This window comes from Sessilibacter sp. MAH3, from assembly GCF_054658275.1.
The window spans coordinates 56,991-80,848 of sequence record NZ_BAAGIE010000001.1 but is presented as its reverse complement, the minus strand read 5'-3'; the positions used below and the strand labels follow the sequence as shown (position 1 = coordinate 80,848).

21 protein-coding genes are annotated in these 23,858 nt (G+C 41.0%); 7 read left to right on the top strand and 14 right to left on the bottom strand.

Going from position 1 to position 23,858, the window contains the following annotated elements; genetic code table 11:
* Positions 1-102 precede the first annotated feature (102 nt).
* The 6 genes from ACYQ2C_RS00375 to ACYQ2C_RS00350 all read left to right on the top strand — a co-directional run bounded on the left by ACYQ2C_RS00375 (position 103) and on the right by ACYQ2C_RS00350 (position 5,239).
* Positions 103-1,122, top strand: a complete 1,020-nt coding sequence (locus ACYQ2C_RS00375) for an alpha-ketoacid dehydrogenase subunit beta (protein WP_460098888.1) — start codon at positions 103-105, stop codon at positions 1,120-1,122.
* A gap of 2 nt (positions 1,123-1,124) precedes the next feature.
* Entirely contained in the window at positions 1,125-1,361 is a 237-nt protein-coding gene (locus ACYQ2C_RS00370) for a biotin/lipoyl-containing protein (protein WP_460048310.1), read from the top strand.
* Between the two features lie 152 nt (positions 1,362-1,513).
* Positions 1,514-2,200 (top strand): 2-oxo acid dehydrogenase subunit E2, encoded by a 687-nt coding sequence (locus ACYQ2C_RS00365; RefSeq protein ID WP_460048312.1) that lies wholly within the window; start codon positions 1,514-1,516, stop codon positions 2,198-2,200.
* A gap of 4 nt (positions 2,201-2,204) precedes the next feature.
* Positions 2,205-2,993, top strand: a complete 789-nt coding sequence (locus ACYQ2C_RS00360) for a lipoate--protein ligase family protein (protein WP_460098884.1) — start codon at positions 2,205-2,207, stop codon at positions 2,991-2,993.
* Positions 2,994-3,050: 57 nt separating this feature from the next.
* Positions 3,051-3,632, top strand: a complete 582-nt coding sequence (locus tag ACYQ2C_RS00355) for a gluconate 2-dehydrogenase subunit 3 family protein (protein ID WP_460098881.1) — start codon at positions 3,051-3,053, stop codon at positions 3,630-3,632.
* A 26-nt stretch (positions 3,633-3,658) separates the two neighbouring features.
* Positions 3,659-5,239, top strand: coding sequence for a GMC family oxidoreductase (locus ACYQ2C_RS00350; RefSeq protein ID WP_460098878.1), 1,581 nt, complete (start codon positions 3,659-3,661; stop codon positions 5,237-5,239).
* A gap of 274 nt (positions 5,240-5,513) precedes the next feature.
* Here ACYQ2C_RS00350 and ACYQ2C_RS00345 read toward each other — a convergent pair whose 3' ends face one another.
* Together ACYQ2C_RS00345 and ACYQ2C_RS00340 are read right to left on the bottom strand one after the other, a co-directional pair.
* On the bottom strand, positions 5,514-6,794 hold the full coding sequence (locus ACYQ2C_RS00345) for a HupE/UreJ family protein (RefSeq protein ID WP_460098875.1): 1,281 nt from the start codon (positions 6,792-6,794) through the stop codon (positions 5,514-5,516).
* A 113-nt stretch (positions 6,795-6,907) separates the two neighbouring features.
* The gene (locus ACYQ2C_RS00340) at positions 6,908-7,489 is read right to left on the bottom strand and encodes a VOC family protein (protein ID WP_460048320.1); all 582 of its coding nucleotides are present in this window, start codon (positions 7,487-7,489) and stop codon (positions 6,908-6,910) included.
* Between the two features lie 620 nt (positions 7,490-8,109).
* On the opposite strand from ACYQ2C_RS00340, the gene ACYQ2C_RS00335 reads away from it, so the two are divergent.
* A complete protein-coding gene (locus ACYQ2C_RS00335) occupies positions 8,110-9,303 on the top strand; it encodes a porin (protein ID WP_460098872.1) in 1,194 nt (397 codons plus the stop codon).
* Between the two features lie 410 nt (positions 9,304-9,713).
* Here the strand turns inward: ACYQ2C_RS00335 and ACYQ2C_RS00330 are convergent, their stop codons facing one another.
* The 12 genes from ACYQ2C_RS00330 to ACYQ2C_RS00275 all read right to left on the bottom strand — a co-directional run bounded on the left by ACYQ2C_RS00330 (position 9,714) and on the right by ACYQ2C_RS00275 (position 23,490).
* Positions 9,714-10,190 carry an NYN domain-containing protein gene (locus ACYQ2C_RS00330; protein ID WP_460048322.1) on the bottom strand — a complete coding sequence of 159 codons (477 nt, stop codon included), beginning with the start codon at positions 10,188-10,190 and terminating at the stop codon, positions 9,714-9,716.
* 767 nt (positions 10,191-10,957) lie between these two features.
* Entirely contained in the window at positions 10,958-12,373 is a 1,416-nt protein-coding gene (gene sbcB, locus ACYQ2C_RS00325; RefSeq protein ID WP_460098869.1) for an exodeoxyribonuclease I, read from the bottom strand.
* A gap of 169 nt (positions 12,374-12,542) precedes the next feature.
* Positions 12,543-12,872: a hypothetical protein gene (locus ACYQ2C_RS00320; protein ID WP_460048325.1), complete on the bottom strand. Its 330-nt coding sequence runs from the start codon at positions 12,870-12,872 to the stop codon at positions 12,543-12,545.
* A gap of 17 nt (positions 12,873-12,889) precedes the next feature.
* On the bottom strand, positions 12,890-13,210 hold the full coding sequence (locus ACYQ2C_RS00315; RefSeq protein ID WP_460048326.1) for a heavy metal-binding domain-containing protein: 321 nt from the start codon (positions 13,208-13,210) through the stop codon (positions 12,890-12,892).
* 271 nt (positions 13,211-13,481) lie between these two features.
* Positions 13,482-13,790, bottom strand: coding sequence for a 4a-hydroxytetrahydrobiopterin dehydratase (locus tag ACYQ2C_RS00310; RefSeq protein ID WP_460048328.1), 309 nt, complete (start codon positions 13,788-13,790; stop codon positions 13,482-13,484).
* A gap of 87 nt (positions 13,791-13,877) precedes the next feature.
* Positions 13,878-15,395 (bottom strand): fumarate hydratase, encoded by a 1,518-nt coding sequence (locus ACYQ2C_RS00305; RefSeq protein ID WP_460098864.1) that lies wholly within the window; start codon positions 15,393-15,395, stop codon positions 13,878-13,880.
* 782 nt (positions 15,396-16,177) lie between these two features.
* Complete coding sequence (locus ACYQ2C_RS00300) at positions 16,178-16,588, bottom strand: DUF805 domain-containing protein (protein WP_460098861.1); 411 nt, start codon at positions 16,586-16,588, stop codon at positions 16,178-16,180.
* A gap of 391 nt (positions 16,589-16,979) precedes the next feature.
* On the bottom strand, positions 16,980-17,408 hold the full coding sequence (locus ACYQ2C_RS00295) for a PIN domain-containing protein (protein WP_460098859.1): 429 nt from the start codon (positions 17,406-17,408) through the stop codon (positions 16,980-16,982).
* 263 nt (positions 17,409-17,671) lie between these two features.
* A complete protein-coding gene (locus tag ACYQ2C_RS00290; RefSeq protein ID WP_460098857.1) occupies positions 17,672-18,244 on the bottom strand; it encodes a peroxiredoxin in 573 nt (190 codons plus the stop codon).
* Positions 18,245-18,589: 345 nt separating this feature from the next.
* Entirely contained in the window at positions 18,590-19,918 is a 1,329-nt protein-coding gene (gene aptA / locus ACYQ2C_RS00285; RefSeq protein WP_460048858.1) for an omega-aminotransferase AptA, read from the bottom strand.
* 247 nt (positions 19,919-20,165) lie between these two features.
* Positions 20,166-21,494: a hypothetical protein gene (locus tag ACYQ2C_RS00280; RefSeq protein WP_460098853.1), complete on the bottom strand. Its 1,329-nt coding sequence runs from the start codon at positions 21,492-21,494 to the stop codon at positions 20,166-20,168.
* Between the two features lie 73 nt (positions 21,495-21,567).
* Positions 21,568-23,490, bottom strand: a complete 1,923-nt coding sequence (locus ACYQ2C_RS00275; protein WP_460098850.1) for a hypothetical protein — start codon at positions 23,488-23,490, stop codon at positions 21,568-21,570.
* Positions 23,491-23,858: the final 368 nt, after the last annotated feature.

Sequence of the window (23,858 nt, the reverse complement as noted above, 5' to 3'; positions counted from 1 at the left end):
TTTATTGAGACACACAAATTCAACTGCCTCTAAAAAGTAGCCAGAGTTTCACGTAATTCTATTCATCATTTTTATGATAATAACAAGAAAAGGAGCCACTCGATGAGCGTTGCAACCAAAGAACGTAAATTGACAATTGCGCGCGCTATGGCCGAGGCAATTGCTCAAGAAATGCGTATCGATGAACGCGTATTTGTCATGGGTGAAGATATCGGACCATTGGGCGGTGTTTTTGGCAACACCCGTGGATTATTCGATGAATTTGGCGCTGAGCGCGTTCGCGACACACCAATTTCTGAAACCGCTTTTATGGGTGCGGCCGTGGGCGCGGCATCTGACGGAATGCGCCCAATTGTAGAATTAATGTTCGTCGATTTTTTCGGTGTTTGCTTTGATGCCATCTATAACTCTATGGCAAAAAATACCTATTTTTCCGGCGGCGAAGTAAAGGTTCCGGTAGTACTTATGACCTCAACCGGTGGCGGCTATTCCGATGCCGGTCAACACTCGCAATGCTTGCACGCAACCTTTGCGCACTTACCAGGTATGAAAGTCGTCGCACCATCGAACGCCTACGACGCAAAAGGTTTAATGACCGCAGCCATTCGCGACGATAACCCAGTTATTTTTATGTTCCATAAAGCCTTGCAAGGCATGGGTTGGTTGGGTACAGAACGCGACGCGATTGTACATGTGCCTGAAGAAAGCTACGAAATACCCATTGGTAAAGCTGCCGTCGTCAAAGAAGGCACAGACGTAACCATTGTGGGTTTAACCTCTGGTGTGCACCACGGATTAAAAGCCGCCCGCACGTTAGCGGAACGTGGTGTGAGCGCAGAAGTTATTGATATTCGATCATTGGTACCTTTGGATCGCGAAACCATTATTAATTCCGTGAAAAAAACCGGACGTTTAATTGTGGTTGATGAAGACTATCACAGCTACGGTGTTACCGGCGAAATCATCACCTCAGTTGTTGAACAAGGCGTTGCTCTTAAAGCAGCACCTAAACGGGTTGCTTATCCTGATATTCCCATCCCGTTTGCAAGACCCATGGAGCAATGGGCCTTACCAAACGCAGAAAAAATTATCACCGCCTTTGAATTAATGGAGAAAAACTAGATATGTCTATTGAAGTACGTATTCCTGAAGATATGTGGGAAGAAGACAGCGAAGCCGTCATTACCAGTTGGTTTGTAAGTAACGGCGGCTCGGTAAATGAAGGAGACGTTATTGCGGAATTAATGGTAGAAAAAATTCAGCACGAACTCTCTGCTCCTGCAAGCGGCACTTTATCCATCGGCAAAGACATTGACGAAGTTGTCGCAAAGGGTGACGTGGTTGCCACTATTACTGCGTAAACGTTAAAAACGCATAAATTTTGAAACGCTCTCACTAAACCAGAGTTTTCGGCGACACAAGGACGTATCGCTAATTCCTTAATTCAAGAGTATTTCTGGAAGTCTTCATAAAGAATTTCCAATTGATTATCGAGCATTATAGAGAAACAACTATGACGGCATCTGTAAATATCGAACCCGAAATAATTCCACTACGCGGCGTACGCGCGATGATTGCCAACAACATGCGCAAGAGTTTGGATGAAGCCGCGCAACTAACTCATCACGCCGAGTGTGATGCAACGGCTTTGTTCGATAAAAAAGCCAAACTCGCAGAATCGGGTATTAAAATATCGGTTGAAGATTTAATTGCCGATGTTGTTATCAATACATTAAAACAACATCCCGATTTAAATGGCCGAGTTGAACCGAAAGAAATTCATTTGTATTCAAACATTCACTTAAGTATGGCAATGGCCTTGCCAGGCAATCTACTGGTGGCACCGACCATTTTTAACGCCGATAAAATGGATATAGAAACCCGCGCCAACGCAAGAAAGGATTTAGCTCAGCGAGCGAAAATAAACAAACTTACCGTTCCAGAAATGACGGGAGGAACCTTTACCATCAGTAATTTAGGCTTGTCGCGTGTTAGTCATTTCACACCCATTATCAATATTCCGCAAATCGCTATTTTGGGCGTGGGCCAAACCAAAGACAAACCCTGGGTGATGGCAGACAAGAGTATTGCTATTCGCAAGATCATGGGATTATCGCTTACTTTTGATCATAGAGCTGTTGATGGTGCTCCGGCAGGTGCTTTTTTAACAGACCTATGTAATGCGATTGAACAGAGTTAACGCCATGAAGCAAACACAGTTTTCAACAGCCAAATTGAAAGATGGTGTAAGCGACATTCCTATTTTGAACGCAAAAATAGGTTTAGATTTAGAATTAAATTTATTGCAATCGGTGGTTGACGGCGAAACACATGCCGATTTTTTAATTTGGCGTTGCGAGCAGTCTTTGGTAGTTCCAAAAAGTTTTTCTCATAAAGCCAACTTTAAGTTAACGCAAAAATACTTTAATTATATTGGTTGGCCTATTGTATTACGAGAAACCGGTGGCGATTTAACACCGCAATATCCCGGAATGCTCAACGTGGCGATTGTTTTTCGAAGTGCCAAAAAAGCGGTATCGATTCGCGACAGCTATTTAGAAATTTGCCAACCTATTATTCATGCATTATCACGCCTAGGCATTAATGCGAGCTACGGTTCGATAAACGGAGCCTTTTGTAACGGTGATTACAATGTCACTGTTAATAACAAAAAAATTGCCGGTACTGCACAACGTTGGCGACAAATAAAATCCGTAGATAGCGTTAACCAAGACGTAGCAATTTTAGTACAAGCCGCTATTTTAACCGAAGGCCCTTTAACATACCTTTGGCAAATTTGTAATGAATTTTATCAACGCAATGACATCAACTATTTTATTGAGGAGGACAAACACATAGCACTGAATGAAATCCTTAAAGAGTCGGGTATCGCTCTTGCAAAAAAAATAGAACCTCAAATAATAGATTCTATGGAAGATTGGTTAGACAGCTACAAACAAAAAACTTCTACAACATTAAATAATAATCATTAGACATTCATAATAAAAACCCATATTCCAGTTATCTCGGAAATATGGGAGGAGTTCAACATGAATAACAATAATAATGTTAAATCTTCAGATCCAAACGCTACATCAAATAACACTGCTTCAAACAATCCTACATCGCTATCACGCCGTCAATTTTTAAATAAAGCCGGCATTACCACGGTCGGAATTGGTTTAGCCAGCTCTGGTTTATTTTCCGCAAATACTTGGGCAGCAAAAGCCGTTGGTAAAAAAGCCAGTGCAACACTGCATCGAATGGCTCGCGATATCTACCCACACGATGAGCTAGACGATAAATACTACAGCCAAGTCATGTTGCCATTAGCCGACAAAGCCGATAATGATCCACAATTAAAAGAGAAGCTTCTCGAAGGTGTTAACACCTTAGATCAACTCAGCCAAAAATATTTTGGCAAAGACTTTGTGGATATTAAATCTGAAGCCGATCGCGTGAAAGTGCTGCGTGCGATCGAAAACAGCGGCTTTTTCCAAACCATTAAAGGCAATTTAATGATGGGAATTTATAACAATCCAGAATTGTGGCAACACTTTGGCTATGGCGGCTCTGCGTGGGAACAAGGTGGTTACATTCGCCGCGGCTATAACGACATCGACTGGCTTTAAAGAAGAGACCAACGGAGTACATAATAATGACAACAAAATTTGACCTCAACGACGATAGCCTTGTAGTAATTATTGGTTCGGGTGCCGGCGGCGGTACACTCGCAAATGAGCTCGCGCAAAAAGGCATACGCTCGGTGGTACTTGAAGCGGGGAAACGCTTTACTCTTGCCGATATCGAAAACGACGAATGGCGCATGTTCGATAAAATTTCGTGGCTGGATAAACGCATTGTCGATGGTCCGTCACGTCTTGCTTCCGATTTTCCAAATCTACCCGCGTGGATTGTTAAAGGCGTTGGCGGTGCCACCATGCACTGGGCCGGTGTTGCCATGCGATTTCAAGAACACGAATTTAAAATGAAATCCACATTAGGTACCGTGTCTGGTGCTAATGTTTTGGATTGGCCCATTAGCCTAAAAGAAATGGCGCCGTACTACGAAAAAGCCGAAAAGAAAATGGGTGTTTGCGGCACAGAAGCGACGGGAATGCCATTTCACGGTGAAAGTAATCATTACAAGGTTGTCGCAGCCGGTGCGAAAAAAATAGGCGCCCACTGTGAGCAAGCAACCTTAGCAATTAATACCGAGGCCCGCGACGGCCGTCCGTCATGCCAAGTCAATGGCTTTTGTATGCAAGGCTGCAAAATCGGCGCGAAATGGTCGACCATGTACACCGAAATTCCGCGGGCTGAAGCCACAGGAAACATGGAATTACGCCCAAATTCCATGGTATTAAAAATAGAACACGATAAAAACGGAAAAATCACCGGTGTTCTTTATGCCGATGAAAAAGGCGCTCAACATTTTCAAAAAGCTCGCCTAGTAGCCGTTGCCGGTAACTCTATTGAATCACCACGCATGTTGCTAAATTCTGCATCAAATTTGTTCCCAGACGGCCTAGCAAACTCGTCCGGTCAAGTAGGACAAAACTATATGACCCACGTTACTGGAGGCGTGTATGCAGAATTCGAAAAACCCGTACATATGTACAAAAGTACGGTGGTGCCCGGTATCGTTAAAGAGTGGCAAGACCATGATGCCTCACGTGGTCATCTCGCCGGTTATGAATTAGAAATTCTCCATTTAGGTTTGCCGTTTATGTCGGCGTTTTTAAATCCGGGAAAAAGCGGTTGGGGTCGAGAAGTATCCAGCTCGTTAGCAAATTATGACAATATGGCAGGCTTTTGGATTTGCGGTGAAGATATGGCGGTTGAGTCGAACAATATTACCCTGCATCCAACCGAAAAAGATCAGTATGGCTTACCCGTACCCGTGGTTTATAAAACCGATCATATTAATGATACTCGTATGCGTAACCATGCATACGCACGCTCTAAAGAATTATTTGAATCCATAGGCGCATTAAAAGTCAATAATTTACCACCCTATCCAGCGAGTCATAACATGGGCACTAATCGCATGAGTGAAAAAGCTCGCGACGGTGTAGTAAACCGCTGGGGCCAAAGTCACGACATTAAAAATTTATTCGTATCCGACGGTAGCCAATTTACTTCCGCCGGTACCGAAAACCCTACCCTCACCATTGTTGCTCTTGCCATTCGTCAAGCGGAATACATCGCAAAACAAATGGCGCAAAAAGAGCTTTAAGCTGCCGAAACTGCGTTTCACAGTTGTTGCTTTGCGGGCATTTGCCCGCCTTTTTTTAACGTATTTATAATGATGCTTGATAAAGACTGCTGGAACCTCTGATTAACTCATCCATGATTTAATCAGAAGACAGAAATTGATAATGCGATTTTCAATTTTTTCAAAATTTCAATCACTTACTGCTCTTGAAATTGGCGACACATCCTTGCGCCACCAGAAACTCTAGGTTAATCAGAGTTTCGTGTTATAAAAAGTATTAAACTATGCAACGCTCTCATAATACAAACTCAGAGGTTTCGAAAAGTCGCAAAACCAACCAATATCCCGATATAAAAACGCAGGGTATCACCATTGCTTTTCGGGCAAGCAAAGTATTGACCGTACAATATTTTTGAATTAAATACAGTAACGGGAACGCGACGAGATAAATTAAAACCTGACCTACTTCAATTCCTAAATTAATGCCAAATAAATTAAAATAATCAATGGATTGCTGTTGAAAAATCCCTTCTTTTAAGACAAATGAAAAACCAAAACCGTGCACTAAACCCAGTACAAAACAGACTTTTAAATTAAATCTCGATGATTGGTTCAATAAAATAAAAACACCCGCAAGCAGAATAGAAGCCGCAATTAACGATTCAATCAACGGAATAAACCAATCAAAAGCGGGTACAACACCAAATACCCCCATGGTTAGAGTAATACTGTGACCAATGGTAAATAGGGTTGCACGTTGAATAACTTGCTTTACAGAAACCGAAACCAACACCAATAAAATTACAAACAACAAATGGTCCCAGCCCAGCACAATATGTTCTATACCGTGATACACGGCAGTAGCAATTTTGTCTACAATAGGTCTTTCGAAATGATAACTTTCGCTCAGCAAACCAAGGTTATGCTGTGTGTTGATTATTTGCGTGTCGCCTGCTGAGTCTCGCTCGTAGAAAGAAACATGATTAAACAAGCGATTTTCGATACCAAGATCCTTCCCTTGTTGGCTTTCAATAATAAAATCTTGCCTTGCATTAACACTGTTTATTTCAAAATAAACGTCAACAACGGCATCGAATACTTCTTTGTCGTCGGCAAAGGTAATGTTATTACGACCATCAAACGCCGATGTCGCGGACTCAAATGTAGAAAACCCTCGATTATAGTGTTCAGAATGAACACTAATCTCTTTAACATAAGGCTTCAAATCGGTACCCGAAATTGTATTTATTGAATACGCCTCAAGTACAAACTCCGTAAACTCACCCCAATGGGAATCGATAGTGTCGTTATCCAAATAATATCGCCATTGACTATCAACCAGTTTGGATTCCGTCCAAGGCAATGCTTCACCACTGTCTATACCGCCCCATTGAGGGTGAATAATCAGTAAAGGTAGAGGAATGCGTGCATACACCTGAACCGATTGAGAAGGGTTGAATACCACGTGAAAACTGCGATTAACAATGGGATTAAAGTGTGCGAAAGAGTTTAGCGAAAAAAGGAGTAAAAAAAGAAAAGTAGTAAGGCCAATTAAACCTGTGTTGTTTTTATTCATTGTATCGACCGTTATAATGCAATAATGAATACAAAAGCACGAGCCTTGAGCCCATGCTTTGTCGATAGAAACCGCTGATTAACTCGTTTTTGATTTAATCAGCGTTTTAAAAATTATTGTCTTGGGTCCCACAATCTGCGATTGGTCGATTGTTCGTATGCTTGCCCCTCTGGGTAAGAGACTATTTCTAGCTGCTGTCCCCAAGGCGTTAAGAAATACACCCAAGTTAAACCTTTCATTCCGGTATCGGTAAATAAGTGCGGCTCACCCAAAATTCTCACACCTTTACTTTTTAAGTATTTAACAGCGTCATCCATGTCTTCAACATAGAACGCGATATGGTTACCACCTAAATCGCTGTTTTTAACAAATTCTTTTTTCTGATCGGGTGATTGATATTCAAAGATTTCGAAATTGGTACCGTTGGCGCAACGAACCATCTGCGCTACTTTGATAACCGCTTTTTTATTGACATTTAAATTTTCGGTCATCCAATTATCGGAAAACGGCCCAAAAGGTCCAATGGTATGAAAGGCCTCACAGCCAATTACATCAACAAAAAAGGTTACTGCCTCATCGACACTCGGAACAGTAAAGCCGATATGCTGAACACCTTTCATACCTGGCATGGCAGCTTGGGCTAATAGCGGCGTCGCGCACAATAAAACGAGAACATAGTGTTTAATACGATTCATGAAGATCATTCCTTATTCTTATTTTTAATTAATTACCATCGAAATAAAGATCGATTTGGAAATCTTTTTTATTTCATAAAATTCATGGCAATTTCTCTGCCACAACATTTAAACAAATAACCCGCTAAGAACAATTAAATACGTTCATTTAGGACTGCGAATATCGAAAGAATCAAATCTGTTATTGCTGGTTGCGACACAGTGTCTTACACATCGATCGTACCCGTTATAATTATGCGACAGTCTGTCGCTCATCGTTGCAGACACCTTCGAATCTATAGAAACGCCCGATTCACTCCGCCTGATTTAGTCAGCGTTTTTATAAGAACCGCTCGGTTATCAGCGCTTTTTATCGATGTTTTTACAAAAGATAACGATCATTTTGGCTGGTATAGAAGTTGCGATTTAAATAACTGTGTTGCACACAGGCATCCTGGGCTAGCGTAAATTTCTACCCGATTTTTTCTACGGCTCAAAAAGATCGTTATCCATTTCAATAAACCATTGAAACGGTAAAAATCAAAAAACCACATAATTCAATGTTTATTTTCTGATACATACGTGCACTCACAAATCAGAAATTTCTCTAATTAAAACAATAAAAATAAGGTATGCATAAAATGAGATTAAAAAATACCAGCGCTGCTATTCTTTCATTAATGACTTACCTCACGGTTAGCGCACCTAGCCACGCCATCTCTTTCAGTGAAGGTGGATGGAATGTGGATATCTCGGGATCAGTTGGCGGTTATTACACGCAAACAAACTGTAATTTTAAGCCTGACTCCGCACAGTGGAGTACGTTTTCCGCTTGTAAATTTGCAGTCAATAATGATGATACCGCCTCCGTTCAAAATGGATTCTTACCCGGCTGGTTAAATACCATTGTCACTCACACCACAGACTCCGGAATGAAATTAACTGCGCATTTTGGTTTTGCACCGGGTACATCAAATCCATCAAGCTTTGGTGGCCGCATCGCGGGTGCTCAAAACGTGGGCGATGTTCGTAATGTGTATTTAAAAGTCGAAGACGATTGGGGATCGGTATTGCTTGGTCGGGATGCGGCATTATTTGGATTACACGCGACACTTTCAGATATTACCGTGCCTGGAGTCGGTACGCAGGCAGAGGCCGCCGGTGCACTTAACACTACCTTTGGTGCTGTGGCGGCAGGCTATACCTATTTCAGTTTTCAACCACAAATTACCTACGCAACACCAGTTGTAAACGGCTTTCAAGCCAAATTTGGCGTTATTCAACCGGTAGATATTCAGCCTGATCCAATCAATACCGGCGGCCCTATTTATAACGTTCACGACACGCCCATGTTCCAGGGTTTATTAACCTACGATTTTGCCGGAGGTAGTAAATTGTGGACATCTTTCGTGCAACAAGATGCGCGTCGTTCCGATACCGATGAAGAGATTTCGGCAGAAGGTTTTGAAATTGGTGGCAGATTGGTTTTAGGTAAGTTCACCGCCAACGCGTCTACTTTTATTGGTGACGCTTTGGGTGATGGTATTTTGTTTGTTGGCGCCACAGACAGTGAAGGCAACGAATACGAAACGGAAGGTTATTTATTAAATGCCGGTTATCAATTTGGTAAAACCCGATTATCGGTGCAATATGGAGTGACCGAAAATAAAGACCTTGCCGGTGCAGAAAATGAAGTATCATCGATTGTTCTGGTACGCGACATAACACCGGGCTTGCAATTTATTGCCGAATATACCCAGCATACAACGTCGCAAGATGGATTTTCTGATGCCGAAGCAAGTACCGTTGCTGCGGGTGCCTTATTGTCTTTTTAGGTAGAAGAAACTCTGATTAACCTAGAGGAAACTCTGATTAACCTAGAGTTTCTCGCGACACAAGGATGTGTCGCCAATTTCAAGAACGGTAAGTGATTGAAATTGTGAAGAAATTGAAAATCGCATTTTCAATTTCTGTCCTCTGATTAAATCATGGATGAGTTAATCAGAGGTTCCTAGAGTTTCTCGCGACACAAGAATGTGTTGCCAATTTCAAGAACTGTAGGTGATTGAAATTGTGAAGAAATTGAAAATCGCATTGTCAATTTCTGTCCTCTGATTAAATCATGGATGAGTTAATCAGAGTTTCCTAGAAACAATTAAAAAAACCTCTGATGCATTTCAGAGGTTTTTGAAACACCCATAAATAAGAGAAATTCAAGAAGACTAAAACGGTTAAATTGCGATTTTCAATTCATAAGAAGTTTTTCATTGATGGGTTCGTACACCGAAGCCGCATTCATTAATGATGAGGCTGTTAATTGTGGAACACCATATACTTTGACGATTTTATTTTTCTTATTTTTAACGCGATCCACCAGCAAATCGAAATCGCCGTCACCGGAGACCAATATAACGATATCAACACTGTCTGAGACGTCCATGACATCCAGGGTAATGCCTACGTCCCAATCGCCTTTCGCTGAACCATCTGATCGCTGAATATAAGGTTTTAACTTCACTTCAAAACCGATAGCTCGCAGAATATTTTGAAATTCTTCTTGTTTACGATCACCACGATCAATCGCATAAGCGTAGGCTTTTACAACCTCGCCAAGTTGTGAAATTTCTGACCAAAACTCGTTGTAATTGAAATTCCTTTTATACGCTTGCTTAACCGTGTAATAAACGTTCTGAACATCAACAAATACTGCCACTTTTTTCATGGATTAACCTTAATTATATTTATAATTCCAAGAGCTTCTTCAAAAACCACAGTGTTACACGATATCTGTAGGAATTTTCAATCACTATACATCACAGACTAAAATAGTTTGAATTTTTTTCTTCTATGAGAATACTCTAATCTCACCAATACAATGACGCTAATAGGTAGGAAAATACGATTGAACCGTCATTCATAAATTCATCTGATAGGTAACAATAGTCACTGAGGCTTATATAAAATCACCAACTAGGCCTCTACTGAAGCATGCCATTAGATACTTCATAATTTAATCGGCGCACAGGCTTTGAAAATACAATGTTCAACTTCTTCACAATGTCAATCAGTTACCGTTCTTGAAAGTGAGGTCATATTACTGCAGCACCAGAAACTCTCAGTTAAGCATCGATTTCTATAGTAACTAGTTAAGACACTATAAGACCAAGATTAAGTAACAATTAAGGCGATAGAAATGAAATAAAGATGGCGCTATTGCCAGTGACTAAGCTTAGGCGAGTGGTTAGATAATTGCGGCTAAATGACGACACACACTATTTTAACATCTGATAACCCAGCGATAAAAAATTAATTTTGCGATATTCACAACCATTTTTTAAAAAATGCGTGTGTTTACCGGTCATCTACAGCCTTTAATCCAACATATAGAATACTTTTCGCGACAGAAAACATTTGTTTTATAAAGCGATATAACGCCCTAAACAGGGTTTTAATATTTAAGGCGTTCGCTTTTATAAAACTGGTTTCTTGCTATAAAATCATATCTGCGTAATTTGATAGGTCTTCTAACAGCTGTATTTTTTGAGCAGATAACTGACCAGATTCTTGTAAGGTAAACACTTTTTCGTGAAATTCATCCAGGGTTAAACAACCTGGCTGTGGCTCGGTAAGTTTTTGTACTCGATAGCTGTGCCACAATTCTTGCTCTTCATAACTTAAGGTTTCTGGAAAATTGCGCGCGCGATAACGCAATAACATATCGTTTAAGCGTTTGTCTTCAAAAGCGATAAGCGTGCTGGCTAACTCGCTACCAGACGCCTTTCTGACCTGTTCGCATTTACTTTTGTCGCTATTGCCGATAAAACCATCGTATAAAGACTGTTCCGCTTCTATCGATTTATTAAACGGATTAGCACTAAACACATCATTAAGTTTTTTCGTTAAGGTATGCCCTTTTAGTTTTCGCCAATTTTCGCGGCAAAAATCTAAATCAATATTTAATCGTTGAGCAGCAGATTCATCAAGCAATTTAGGTGTTGCTAAAACCGGGCTTTTATTTAAATGCACTTCTTTTAACGCGATACGCGTTTCGCCTTCTGCCAAATCGGCGGTGGGTGTGTAGAGCTTTTCTAAAATAACGTCTGCGGATAATTTCAGTAACGAATCTGGATTATGAGCAAGATCGTAACAAATAACCGAGTTTTTATTTTTAGGATGCATTGCTAAAGGAACAATAAGACTCGCACAACCATGAACCGCCGGGAAGCGTGACGAAACATGCAATAACGGTTTGGTAGTGACGACATCGATTAATTCGAACGCTTTACGCTTGTCGCGAAGCTCGAACAGATAATCAAACAGTTTAGGTTGTTTGGTTTTAATTAATTTGGCTAAAGCAATAGTTGCGTACACATCCGATAACGCATCATGTGCGGCATCGTGAATTAAATTATTGGCAGCAGATAAATTTTCTAATTTAAAACTGACGACGCCCTCTACCGTTGGCCATTCAATACCTTCTGGACGTATGGCATAACATAAGCGCACCATATCAATGATGTCCCAGCGGCTATTGCCATTTTTCCATTCGCGCTCGTAGGGGTCGTAAAAATTACGCCATAAACTGTAACGCGTAACTTCGTCATCAAACCGAATGCTGTTGTACCCAACGCCACAGGTGTTTGGTGCCGACAATTGTTGATGAACTTGCGAGACAAACTCTCGCTCATCAAGACCTTTTTCCAAAGCCATTAACGGATTAATACCCGTAATTAAACATGCTTCTGGATGCGGTAAAAAATCCGGCGTTGGTTTGCATAAAATATTAATCGGATCATCGATAATATTTAAATCGAGATCGGTACGAATACCTGCAAACTGAACAGGACGGTCCTTCGAAGGGGTTGCACCCCAGGTTTCGTAGTCGTGCCAAAAAAAACTGCTCAAAATAAACCTTTTTGAATTTCATTAAGTACAATTAATGTAGCAATGTTTATATGCTGCCTATCAATTGGAAACTCTGATTAACCGAGAGTTTCCAGAGACACAACCATGTGTCGTCAATTTTAGTGTCGTCAATTTTAATCATTGAGGAGCTAATCACAGGTTACAAGAGCTATACTTCTTCAACCATTTTCACAATGGTTTTTTTAAGATAAACCTTTTTACCGTCTTTCTTTTTTAAAACAAGCATACCTTCATAACCGCCCAGAGTAAAAACGCCATCACTGCCGTTCACTTCGCCAACAAATTCAACTTGTTCAAAATTTTTACCATCGGTTAAATAAACATTATAGCGTTTATGAACGGTAATATAGTCCTCAGTAACAGGTAAAGATTGTTTCCGTACTTTAGCCTCCTTTCGAGAAGATATTTTTGCGGAAACGTATCCGTAAATCACCATTAAAATGATTATAGAAACAATTACTGCCCAAACCTGCGACATAGAGAAATCCATTCTGTTTAGCGATACCGAACAGCCGTGCCACTGACACTCACCATCATCATGCCGCCTTTTTCACCAATCACTTCGTAATCGATATCGATACCAACAATGCCGTTGGCGCCTAATCTCATGGCTTGCTCTTCCATTTCGTGAAAGGCAATTTGCCGAGCCTTACCCATTTCTTTTTCATAGGCACCAGCGCGACCGCCAACAATATCGCGAATGGCGCCGAATAAATCTTTAAAGATATTAGCGCCTAAAATAGCCTCACCAACAACAACCCCGAGATATTCTGTAATTTGATGACCGTCAATATTAGAAGTGGTTGTTTTTAACATTTTGCTCTCCAAAATTTATTGGAATGATTACGAGAAACTCTGATTAAACGAGAGTTTCTAGCGATACAAGGATGTGTCACCAATTTCAAAAATTGTGAGTAATTGAAATTGTGAAGAACCTCGAAATCACATGTTCAATGTCTGCACTCTGATCGAATCATGGATGAGTTAATCAGAGATTCTTACAATTCATAAACGAAGAATATATTCCATGGATTTATGCCATGATTATTGCCAGGCGCAAGTCTTTATTTTAGAAATCTTAAAATGGTTACGCCGTCATCAATTGCTGGTCAGTTTTGGACGCCATATCAATATCACGTTGCGTTAAACCCGCCACCGAATGCGTCCACCAAATAACGGTTAAGCTACCCCACTCTACAATCAGTTTTGGATGATGATCAAAAGCATCAGCCAAATTAGCAAGTATCTGCGCGGCTGCGGTTGCACCTTGAAAATCACTGAACGAATACTGCTTAACTAGCTGAGAAACCTTATCTTTTGTCTCAAGATTCCAGCCAGACAACAACTGTAATTGCTGCTGAATTTGTTGTTCGGTCAATAGCGGATTATCGCCCATGTGAGCCTCCCATAACATTTACGATTAAAAGCAATTTTCACATACAAAAAAGGCCGGAGATCTCCGGCCTTTTCACACGACGGCTGCTTATTTAACTTCAATAATGCCTTCTTCGATTTTTGCTTTCCAGATTTTTGGACCCGTTTGGTGAACAGACTCACCTTTGCTGTCTACGGCAACGGTAACGGGCATATCTTCTACTTCAAACTCGTAGATAGCTTCCATACCTAGGTCTTCAAAGGCAAGCACTTTTGCCGCTTTAATCGCCTTAGAGACCAAGTAGGCAGAACCACCAACAGCCATCAAGTACACCGCTTTGTTGTCTTTGATCGCTTCGATAGCCGCAGGACCACGCTCTGCTTTACCCACCATGCCAGCAAGGCCGGTTTTTTCAAGCATAGTACGAGTGAACTTGTCCATACGAGTGGCCGTCGTTGGGCCAGCAGGGCCAACAACTTCGTTACCAACTGGATCAACAGGGCCTACGTAGTAAATCATGCGGTTGGTGAAATCAACCGGTAACTCTTCGCCTTTGGCAATCATATCAACCATGCGCTTATGAGCAGCATCACGGCCGGTTAACAACTTACCAGACAACAATACGGTTTCACCGGGTTGCCATTCTGCCACGTCTTCTTTGGTTAGCTCATCAAGATTAACACGGCGTGCAGAACCTACTTCCCAAGTGATTTCTGGCCAATCGTCTAGGCTTGGTGGAGTTTGCAGTGATGGGCCTGAGCCATCTAGGGTGAACTTCACCAAACGCGTAGCCGCACAGTTTGGAATAACTGCAACTGGCTTGTTGGCAGCATGAGTCGGGCAATCTTTTACTTTAACATCTAAAACGGTGGTTAAACCGCCAAGACCTTGGGCACCAATACCCAACTTGTTGACCTTATCCATGATCTCTAAACGCAATTCTTCAGCACGGTTAGAGGCGCCGCGCTCTTGCAAGTCTTGAATATCAATTGGATCAAGCAGTGCTTCTTTAGCCATAGCCATGGCTTTATCGGCGGTACCGCCAATACCAATGCCCAAAATACCAGGAGGACACCAGCCAGCGCCCATGGTTGGCAATACGATCAGAATCCAATCCACAACAGAGTCAGACGGGTTCAACATGGCAAACTTGGTTTTGGCTTCACTGCCACCACCTTTGGCTACCACATGAACGTCAACTTTATCGCCCGGAACGAGCTTATAGGTGATCATGGCAGGAGTGTTATCGCCGGTGTTTTTACGCGCGCCATCTGGATCAGCCAGAACAGAAGCACGAAGCTTGTTGTCTGGGTGGTTGTATGCGCGGCGAACACCTTCGTTAACCATATCTTCAATTGAACAATCGGCGTCCCATTGTACGTTCATACCGATCTTCATAATCACACTAACGATACCAGTGTCCTGACAAATAGGACGATGCCCCTCTGCACACATACGCGAATTGATTAGAATTTGCGCCATTGCGTCTTTAGCCGCTGGGTTTGCTTCGCGCTCGTAAGCTTGATGAACCGCTTGGATAAAGTCTTTGGGGTGATAGTAAGAGATAAACTGGAGGGCGTCGGCGATGCTGTCGATAAGGTCTTGTTGACGGATTATAGTGGTCATTGCGCACTTCTCTTTATCGGCTAGTTTTGGTTGATTTGGGCGCAATTCTACAACATTCAAACGGGTATTTCTCCTGTGTGAGTGTGTAGCCACTTAAACTTTGGTCGAGCTAATCTAAAGCTCAGATTTTATTCAATTCGCCTTCAAAGTTTGACTAAACTGCTCTCGCAGCCAGTTTTCATAAACCTCACCGTATTTAACATCAGCTCTTGCAATGTTCATACAAGGCAACCAAAAGCTTCCCTCATAAGCAGCAGACACTGATAACACCTATCAACAGAGATTAATAACTCATCGAACCAATTGCCGTAAATTTGCTAATTAAAACCAGCGAACAGCTTTTCTAGCGATACAAAGATATGTCATTAAATACAAGAACCAAAAAAGATGGGAATCGTTAAAACCTAGGGAAGTGTTAAAGCGTAGGGAAGTGTTGAAACGCGGTAAGCTGCATTATCAACTTATGCTCTGGGTTGAACGTGATAAAACCAAAGAAACAATTACCACTGCATAAATTGAAATGAGAAAAGAAAGAATGATGATTAAATCTGAGTCGGTTACCCAATTAATCGCTGTTATTAAGGAAACTCTGATTAACCTAGAGTTTCTCGCAACACAGGGATGTGTCGCCAATTTCAAGAACAGTAAGTGATTGAAGTTGTGAAGAAATTGGAAATCGCATTGTCAATTTCTGTCCTCTGATTAAATCATGGATGAATTAATCAGAGGTTCCTTAACTTAATAACAGCGATCTAAATGAACTAACTCGAATTGGATGTTAATTATATACTTGGAGGACCGTATTTATTTACACCTTCGGTACCTTGCAAACAACCATTCTCGACAAATGCCCAAATACCACCAATTACCGGAATCAAGTTAATAAGAATCCACCAACCAGATTTGTCTCGATCATGCCATCTCTTAACTTGCACAACAAAAGAAATCCAGATTATTGGTATATATAGAATAATTGTTATCACCCCAATGAAAGACTCATTCAAACCTAGAACAACGGAGATAAAACCAGACAATATTGCAAAAATAATTATACCTAAAAACACTAACCAATATGTTTTTCTAGTTGTTCTGCCTTTTGGAGAAAAAAGAATCTGAGCCAATGTTGGCTTAATTAATTCACCCGAATCAGCCGATAATTCGGAATTTGGAGCGGAGTAAACATTATCGGTCATAAAATATCCTTTTTTTAATTTAACGAGATAATTACATCAAAACTGTTACAAAGACGAAGTATAAATCGAGAAGTACTGCAATAGATACAACTTCAATTTAATGAGTGGTAAATAAAACCAAAAACTATCATTTTCGAGACGTACAAACAACAAAATGAATCAAACCCAACGTAGGTTCTATTTGCGATACAAAGTTACAAAGTATAGGAGCCTCTGATTAACTCATCCATGATTTAATCAGAGGACAGAAATTGACAATGCGATTTCCAATTTCCTCACAATTTCAATCACTTCCCGTTCTTGAAATTGGCGACACATCCTTGTGTCGCGACAAACTCTAGGTTAATCAGAGGTTCCTATAATAAAAGTCTTCATTTGATAAATCTAAAAACTAACGCTTTCCTTCCAGCAATTCATTTAAAGCTCTATCTGTTAACTTCCATTGTTTCTCATGTTTAATTGTTCCTAGTCGCAGTGCAAATTTTCTTTGTTTTTTTAATTCATCAAAAATCTTTTTTCTGTGAATGGTTTTACTATCTTTAGCAAAATCAAGAACTCGCTTATTCGTTTCACCTTGCAGGACCAATGGGTAGTGAGCTTTAATATCAATTGGTGGTGAATCATAATAAAAAACTCTATAAAGATGTTGAAATATATGTTGCCCGCTATGATTCAAATGCTTCTTAACACACTCACTCAGTATCTTGGCTGTCTGTTCAGGTGATAGATCAGGTTGACGCCCGTAATACTTTCTCTTAAAAAATTGCAACCTTTTCAAAAAAAATGAACCATCAACAAGAACGGCTACCCTAAGATCCATCTCTGATTATCTCCCTGAATTTTAAGCAAAAAAAACCGCGGGTTTGGCGAAGCTGTTAACGAGTAAGCTAAGCGTAGCCGCGGGTGCTATGTCGTATTAGTATGCTCAATTATCTTGTCAAGAGTTAGTTTCCGACGATTTTGTGGAGTAGTAACTAAAGTAATTAACATTTAGCAAGGATTAATTAATTTTAGTTACTACTATATAAGAGTGCCCGGTGCATCTCCAGAATATCTTGATCACGACCTAATATACATTGGAAATTATTCGTGCGTTGCTTGCCAGTTTTTTATTGCGTTTAGGCTTTGTGAGATGTGTCCTTTGGGTGCTGAGTCGTGCAGTACGTGGATGATTTCACCACTCGGTGCGATAACGTATGAGACTCGGTCGGCGATGTCGTCGCGACCTTTTATTAGCGAATCGTAGGCGCGAGTTACGGTAGCATCTGTGTCTGCGGCCACGGCGAATTTATTGCGACATTCAGAAACCGAGAATTCGTTTAGGGTTTTGATGTCGTCGGTAGAGACACCAATAATGGTGGTATTTAATTCGGCGAAGTCGTCTGAGGCTTCGGCAAATGTATGTGCTTCTACGGTGCAACCTGCGGTAAATGCTCGCGGATAAAAGTACACAACCACTGGCCCGGTTTTTAGGGCTTCTTGTAAATCGAATGAGAATTCTTGGCCTGCCTTAGAAGCTTGCAATGCAAATTGCGGAGCTATTTCACCTTCTGAAAGCGTTGCCTGCGCACTCGCCGCCATAAAATACAGCAGTGTTGAAAGTAAACTGCCCTTTTTTAAGGTGGTTACACATTTTTTACCGTAGATGTTACTCATACTCAGCTCTTTGGGTTTATGGTTTTTTAATGGAATGTAAGAGTTTTTATTAAAAGAACCGCTAATGTCTTTTCGGCTTCTGCAATAGATTATTAAAGCTAACGACAACAATACGCACATGACGGAGGCTGAGATTAGCAGATTACGAAGACTTTTCTAGAGTAATTTAGAAGATACTGTTATTTGTACCTTCTAAATTAAGAGATTACACCAAGAGCTGTATTAAGAAACTACTCCACGAACTATGACGCTGGGAGGACTTTGAAAGATAAAACAGCTAATGGCAGAGATAAGGTCGGATGAAACTCTGATTAAGTCGTTTTTGAGTTAACCAGAGCTTGTTATTTACTGTGCTTTTAAGCAGTCGCCCAATGCACTGAATAGATCGCTGATTTCTTGTTCTGTGGCAATAAACGGCACGGCAAATTGTAGGGTATCGCCACCGTTTCGAACGTAGAAACCTTTTTCCCACATTTTTAACACAATCTCAATGGGACGACGCGTTGGCTCACCGGGATAGGCTTCTAGAGTAAGCGCACCGGCCATACCGCAGTTACGAATATCCGTTACGGTTGGCAAACCTTTTAATTCGTGAATGCATCGTTCTAAAACCGGCGCCAAGCTGCGTGAACGCTCGATAAGACCTTCGCGTTCAATAAGATCTAAGGTTGCCAAACCCGCCGCACACGCCACGGGATGCGCAGAGTAGGTGTAACCGTGGGGCAGTTCTAGTTGATACTCTGGGCCACCGGTTTCCATAAAGGTGTCGTAGATTTCTTGCTTACAAACGACGCCACCCATGGGTATAACGCCGTTGGTCATTTGTTTGGCGATGTTAATAATGTCGGGCTGTATATCGTAGGCTTCTGAACCTGTTTTGTAGCCTAAACGGCCAAAACCAGTGATAACTTCATCGAAAATTAACAATATGTTGTTATCTCGACAGATCTGTTCGATACGTTTTAGATAGCCTTTTGGCGGCGGAATAACACCGGCAGAACCAGACATGGGTTCAATCATTACGGCGGCGATGTTACTGGCATCATGCAGGTTAATTAAATCGAGCAGGTAGTTCGCGCACTCGGCACCGGTTTCGGGCTCGCCTTTAGAGAATTCGTTACCGGGAATCATGGTGTGTGGCAGATGGTAGGTCTCTAATCCGCTACCAAACCACGCTTTGTTACCGGGAATACCGCCAACGCTTGTGCCACCGTAGTTAACACCGTGGTAGCCTTTTACACGACCAATAATTTTGGTTTTACTTGCCAAGCCTTTTTTGCGCCAATAGGCGCGCACTATTTTTAATGCAGTGTCGGCGGCTTCACTACCCGACCCTGTAAAAAATACGCGATTAAGCCCCGCAGGCATAAACTGGGTAATTCGGTGTGCGTATTCAAACGCTTTAGGATGCCCAAATTGAAACGCTGGCGAATAATCCAGACGAGCAACTTGGTCGGCTACAGCTTGATTGATTTCTTTTCTGGAATGGCCCGCGCCGGTTGTCCATAAGCCAGAAAGTCCATCAAATACTTTGCGGCCATCAGCGCTGGTGTAGTAACACCCTTCTGCTGCAACAACGATACGTGGGTCTTTTTTGAAATGACGGTTGCCTGTAAAAGGCATCCAGTAAGAGTCTATTTGTTCTTGGGAAAGATTAACAACGTTGCCACTCATAAAATCCTCTAAATAGATGACAAATCATCTAAGGAGTCTACTGCAAGAATGGCGGTTTAAAAATACTTGAGCCGTTTTTTTTAAACGCATCAAAAAACTGCCCCAATTCGGTTTGTTTTTTATCGAGAATAAAAAGCTGACGCTCTACTTTGACGCCTTTTAGATTCAAAATTATCCGATCGATTTTGCTCAATATTTCTCACACTTACCTTTAGTTTTAATACACAGTTATTTTGTTCGATTTGAGCTAATCGTGATTGGCTTCTTTCGGTGGTGCATTTTCTTTCGAAGGTACATTTTCTTTCGTTCGAAAAACATAACGCTCCATAAATTCATAGGTTTTACAGGCCGGTTCTAGTGTTCGCTGTAACCGATTTAATTCACTGTCGTGTACTGATAACGCATCTAGGAAAAACGCACCGCCTTGTGTATTAATATCAAGAGTGGCCGATTGTTCTTTTGAACTGTATTTTTCCAGTTGTTCTGAAAGCTCGTAAGCTCTATTAATATGTACTGTCTCGAAGAATTCCGAAGCTCTTGCATTACATATTATTTCGCTGCCTAACACCAACAAATGATAAATGGACCTATGCCAAGATTCTGATAAATTCCCGCAAATATTTTCATCGCAATTGGTATTTAACGGCTCCACCGGTTGACTATTGGAGTATCGATTTACTTCTAAGCGCTGCCCACTTCTGGGTGGCACCCATGATTCCCCGCGACCTAAATGAATGGATGAAGGAACGTATCCCGAACTGTACATATACGTTGTACACGGAAAACACGAAGCCATTTTTGTGGTTTGTAAACCTGTAGCCATTTCATAGGGAGTACACCAAGGCCCTTGCTGTTCACAGTGGGTAATTGCGGTACACATGCCATGCATATAACCAACTTTTACGTCACGAGGAGTATTTTGCGGCATGGGGCCCATTCCTTTGGCGGGATTGGGATCTAAGTTAATTTGCTCGTTGCCAGTTGGAGCAATCAATCCCCAATATTCGTCGTGTTTTCCCGGCCAAGGGCGTTCTGTTTTATTAACTTCAACGCGCATGGTTGGATACAAATTATTATCCGCTTTTTCTGGATTATCGACTAAACCGGTGTAGGCACCACGTCCACTGTATACAGAGTCTTTATTTCGCTCGGCATTATTTAACATTGCCGCTTTACTGTAGGTTAATGGGCTTTCACGTTCAGTGGGATTTTGTCGATGTCCACCACTTCTACCAGTAATTAATTCGCCTTCGGCACCCTTGGGTGATTGTCCATCTTTTAACCAATCGCCACTACCCTCGCAATACCGATCAAGCGCGGCAGACATGGCACTTAATACGGTTTCAAACTTGTGCCAATCTTGGATAATCTTATCTTCTTTTTCAGGTGAACCTACATCGCTTGCGTTGGGATGTTCTATATCGAACTGACAGTGTTGTTGTTGATAAAATCGAGTCATCGAAAAGCCGAGAATTACCGCAGAAACAATAACGTCCGATTCTATTTGTACTTCTTTATCGTATAAGTTAGGGGAATCATCATTATACTGTTTACCGAAAATAGTTACCTTAGTCATAATTTATTCCGTGAAACTCATTAATACTTAAAATTACTTTTTAGAAACCAATTCTCCGGGCTATAGGTGTAAGCTAGGTTACATCTACAAGCTTTTTAATGGCCTCGTATTGCCGGCTGAGTGATGTACGAATGAGATAATCGTCGATAAGGGATGCAGCCACTTTACGTTGCCGACCAATATCTTCGAGGGCGGCAACTTGTTTTTTAAGATTATTGGGCGCCTGTGCAGCTGAAATTTGCACGTCATCGCCTGTTGTTAATGTAATAAAACTATCGGCCTTATCTTTATTAAACACAATAAATATGCATTCGTAAAAATAGCGGCCCAGTTTTTCTACTTGATAATTACGAAAACTAAGAGTCAAAGAGGTATTATCAAATTTTTGTTCGAACAGTGAGCGAAAATTTGCCGTTACCAGTTTTAAATCGATTAAATTTTTTACACGAAAAATCGCAGCTTTATCCACACCCGAAAAACCAACACTGCGAATTTGCAAAACATTATTTTCGGCAACAAAATCTAACAACGTTAAATCATCACTGGCAATGCCAATTGCACCACGAAGTATTTCTGAGTTAAGAAAAGCCAGATTTAAAAGCGCCAATACCGGTCCGTTCACAAATTCACGATAATTGTTTCTTGCCTGCTCAACTCGCTGTGCATTAATGGTATTAGCATCGTCAAAACCAGAGCTACTTTCAAAGGCTTGTTCTGCAACGTAAGCCATCATTTTTTTGACCAGTAAATACGGGCTGTCTGGATCACTATCGTCGTCAAGCTCTGCAATCATATTTTGCCAAGCATTGGTACCGAGAATGTAGTCGTTTATCAGTTTAGCGACAACGCCATCACCAACCTGATAATTTTGATCGATGATGTCATCTTTTGAATCAACACCTACGCGTTTTAACACTAATGAAATGATTTTCGGTCGCGACTGTGGAAAAGCATCCCAAATACCAACAAAGCGTTTAATTCTTTTTGGAAACTTATCTTTATGATTAGAAGAACCATCAGCAATTTCACACATCATTTCGACGACTTCTGAAAGATGATAAAAGAAATTCGGGAGAGGTAATGTTACGGAGGTTAATAGTTGTTGCTTGTCGGTAACTGAAACTTTAACGTGTTCTACTTGAATGTGTTGATTCTCCAACGCCGACCATACCTCAATGGCTTCAATGGTGTTTGACCGCGGAATGGTAACGTCGATAAGCTCCATTAATATAGGCTTTTTTAAAGCGTCGCTTTGATTTGGTACGGAAATACTCGTTTTAACTTCTGCATGCCACGTGTAACCTAGTCGCCACAAGACAAAGGGTTTGATTGCGTCATTAAATGTTATGCCCGATATCCACTGACGTTTAATATTGGCAGAGGCAGGTAAGCTTTGATTGTTATTTATCCATAAACCTGTTTTATCGTGATCGAATATTTTTCTAAAGCTTTGTGGCGAATCTAAACTTAAAGAATAATTATTTTTTAAGCTATTTGCGCTGTTATTCCAATCATCCACTATTTGTTCGACAAAGTCGTGAGGAAACGAGTTGGCTTTATATTCTGGTAGTTGCTCTTGTTGAACAATATATATGGCTGTAGATTGAAAAATCTCCTGCACCAAATCTTCAACAGTTGCGTAGATTTTATTCTGAATATTTTCCGGCAACCAAGGATCAATCACTATCTGTGTGTCCCAGTCGGAGGTTCCTCCGCCATCTTGGGTTGCTTTATCGCCTGTTGGATCTAAAACACAATCAAAAGCGTTTCCGCCTTTTCCATAAAACAGCACATAGTTTCTGCCGGGAACTAAGCCTTCTTTTTCAATCAGTTCAGCATTGAGTTTTTTCATCTCAACGTTAATTTTTTGTAAAGCATTCAGAACACACATTCTAATATGGGCACCTAAACCATCGCGGAAATTCCTATCGTTAATTTCTGCGGTTAGCCATCCGGAAATTACACGTCGGTTATGCCTCTGGGTTTCGGTTTCCATTGCCAAGCCTATGATTAATAAATTCGACGAGATAAAGCTGGTGATCTGAAGAATCACCCTACCTAGGAAGGATTGGTGTTAGTGTTTATGAAATGGTTGAAAAAAACTTGGTAATAACCACGGTGGTTTGGGTGAATTTTACGATTGCGGTCGCGCTATTTTGAAAACTAATAAAAAATCTATTTTATAGAGAACGAAGTTCTGTTCCAAAAAAAATAAGAATAAATAGCATTAATAGTCAAAAATTTGAGCGTTTAAGACGAATTACCAACAACGACGATTAGGTCTCAAATCGGTAATTAATTTCAGTAATTTGAAACTAAATTTAATCCTGAAATATTTAACAGGTAATGAAATTAGCTCGCTAT

What these genes read in the sequence shown, in the direction of transcription:
- ACYQ2C_RS00340 (WP_460048320.1), bottom strand. Translation starts at nt 7,489, where the DNA reads ATGAATCGTATTAAACACTATGTTCTCGTTTTATTGTGCGCGACGCCG.
- ACYQ2C_RS00360 (WP_460098884.1), top strand. Translation starts at nt 2,205, where the DNA reads ATGAAGCAAACACAGTTTTCAACAGCCAAATTGAAAGATGGTGTAAGC.
- ACYQ2C_RS00295 (WP_460098859.1), bottom strand. Translation starts at nt 17,408, where the DNA reads ATGGATCTTAGGGTAGCCGTTCTTGTTGATGGTTCATTTTTTTTGAAA.
- ACYQ2C_RS00275 (WP_460098850.1), bottom strand. Translation starts at nt 23,490, where the DNA reads ATGGAAACCGAAACCCAGAGGCATAACCGACGTGTAATTTCCGGATGG.
- ACYQ2C_RS00375 (WP_460098888.1), top strand. Translation starts at nt 103, where the DNA reads ATGAGCGTTGCAACCAAAGAACGTAAATTGACAATTGCGCGCGCTATG.
- aptA (WP_460048858.1), bottom strand. Translation starts at nt 19,918, where the DNA reads ATGAGTGGCAACGTTGTTAATCTTTCCCAAGAACAAATAGACTCTTAC.
- ACYQ2C_RS00370 (WP_460048310.1), top strand. Translation starts at nt 1,125, where the DNA reads ATGTCTATTGAAGTACGTATTCCTGAAGATATGTGGGAAGAAGACAGC.
- ACYQ2C_RS00310 (WP_460048328.1), bottom strand. Translation starts at nt 13,790, where the DNA reads ATGGGCGATAATCCGCTATTGACCGAACAACAAATTCAGCAGCAATTA.
- ACYQ2C_RS00335 (WP_460098872.1), top strand. Translation starts at nt 8,110, where the DNA reads ATGAGATTAAAAAATACCAGCGCTGCTATTCTTTCATTAATGACTTAC.
- ACYQ2C_RS00345 (WP_460098875.1), bottom strand. Translation starts at nt 6,794, where the DNA reads ATGAATAAAAACAACACAGGTTTAATTGGCCTTACTACTTTTCTTTTT.
- ACYQ2C_RS00315 (WP_460048326.1), bottom strand. Translation starts at nt 13,210, where the DNA reads ATGTTAAAAACAACCACTTCTAATATTGACGGTCATCAAATTACAGAA.
- ACYQ2C_RS00290 (WP_460098857.1), bottom strand. Translation starts at nt 18,244, where the DNA reads ATGAGTAACATCTACGGTAAAAAATGTGTAACCACCTTAAAAAAGGGC.
- ACYQ2C_RS00330 (WP_460048322.1), bottom strand. Translation starts at nt 10,190, where the DNA reads ATGAAAAAAGTGGCAGTATTTGTTGATGTTCAGAACGTTTATTACACG.
- ACYQ2C_RS00355 (WP_460098881.1), top strand. Translation starts at nt 3,051, where the DNA reads ATGAATAACAATAATAATGTTAAATCTTCAGATCCAAACGCTACATCA.
- ACYQ2C_RS00300 (WP_460098861.1), bottom strand. Translation starts at nt 16,588, where the DNA reads ATGACCGATAATGTTTACTCCGCTCCAAATTCCGAATTATCGGCTGAT.
- ACYQ2C_RS00320 (WP_460048325.1), bottom strand. Translation starts at nt 12,872, where the DNA reads ATGTCGCAGGTTTGGGCAGTAATTGTTTCTATAATCATTTTAATGGTG.
- ACYQ2C_RS00305 (WP_460098864.1), bottom strand. Translation starts at nt 15,395, where the DNA reads ATGACCACTATAATCCGTCAACAAGACCTTATCGACAGCATCGCCGAC.
- ACYQ2C_RS00365 (WP_460048312.1), top strand. Translation starts at nt 1,514, where the DNA reads ATGACGGCATCTGTAAATATCGAACCCGAAATAATTCCACTACGCGGC.
- ACYQ2C_RS00350 (WP_460098878.1), top strand. Translation starts at nt 3,659, where the DNA reads ATGACAACAAAATTTGACCTCAACGACGATAGCCTTGTAGTAATTATT.
- ACYQ2C_RS00280 (WP_460098853.1), bottom strand. Translation starts at nt 21,494, where the DNA reads ATGACTAAGGTAACTATTTTCGGTAAACAGTATAATGATGATTCCCCT.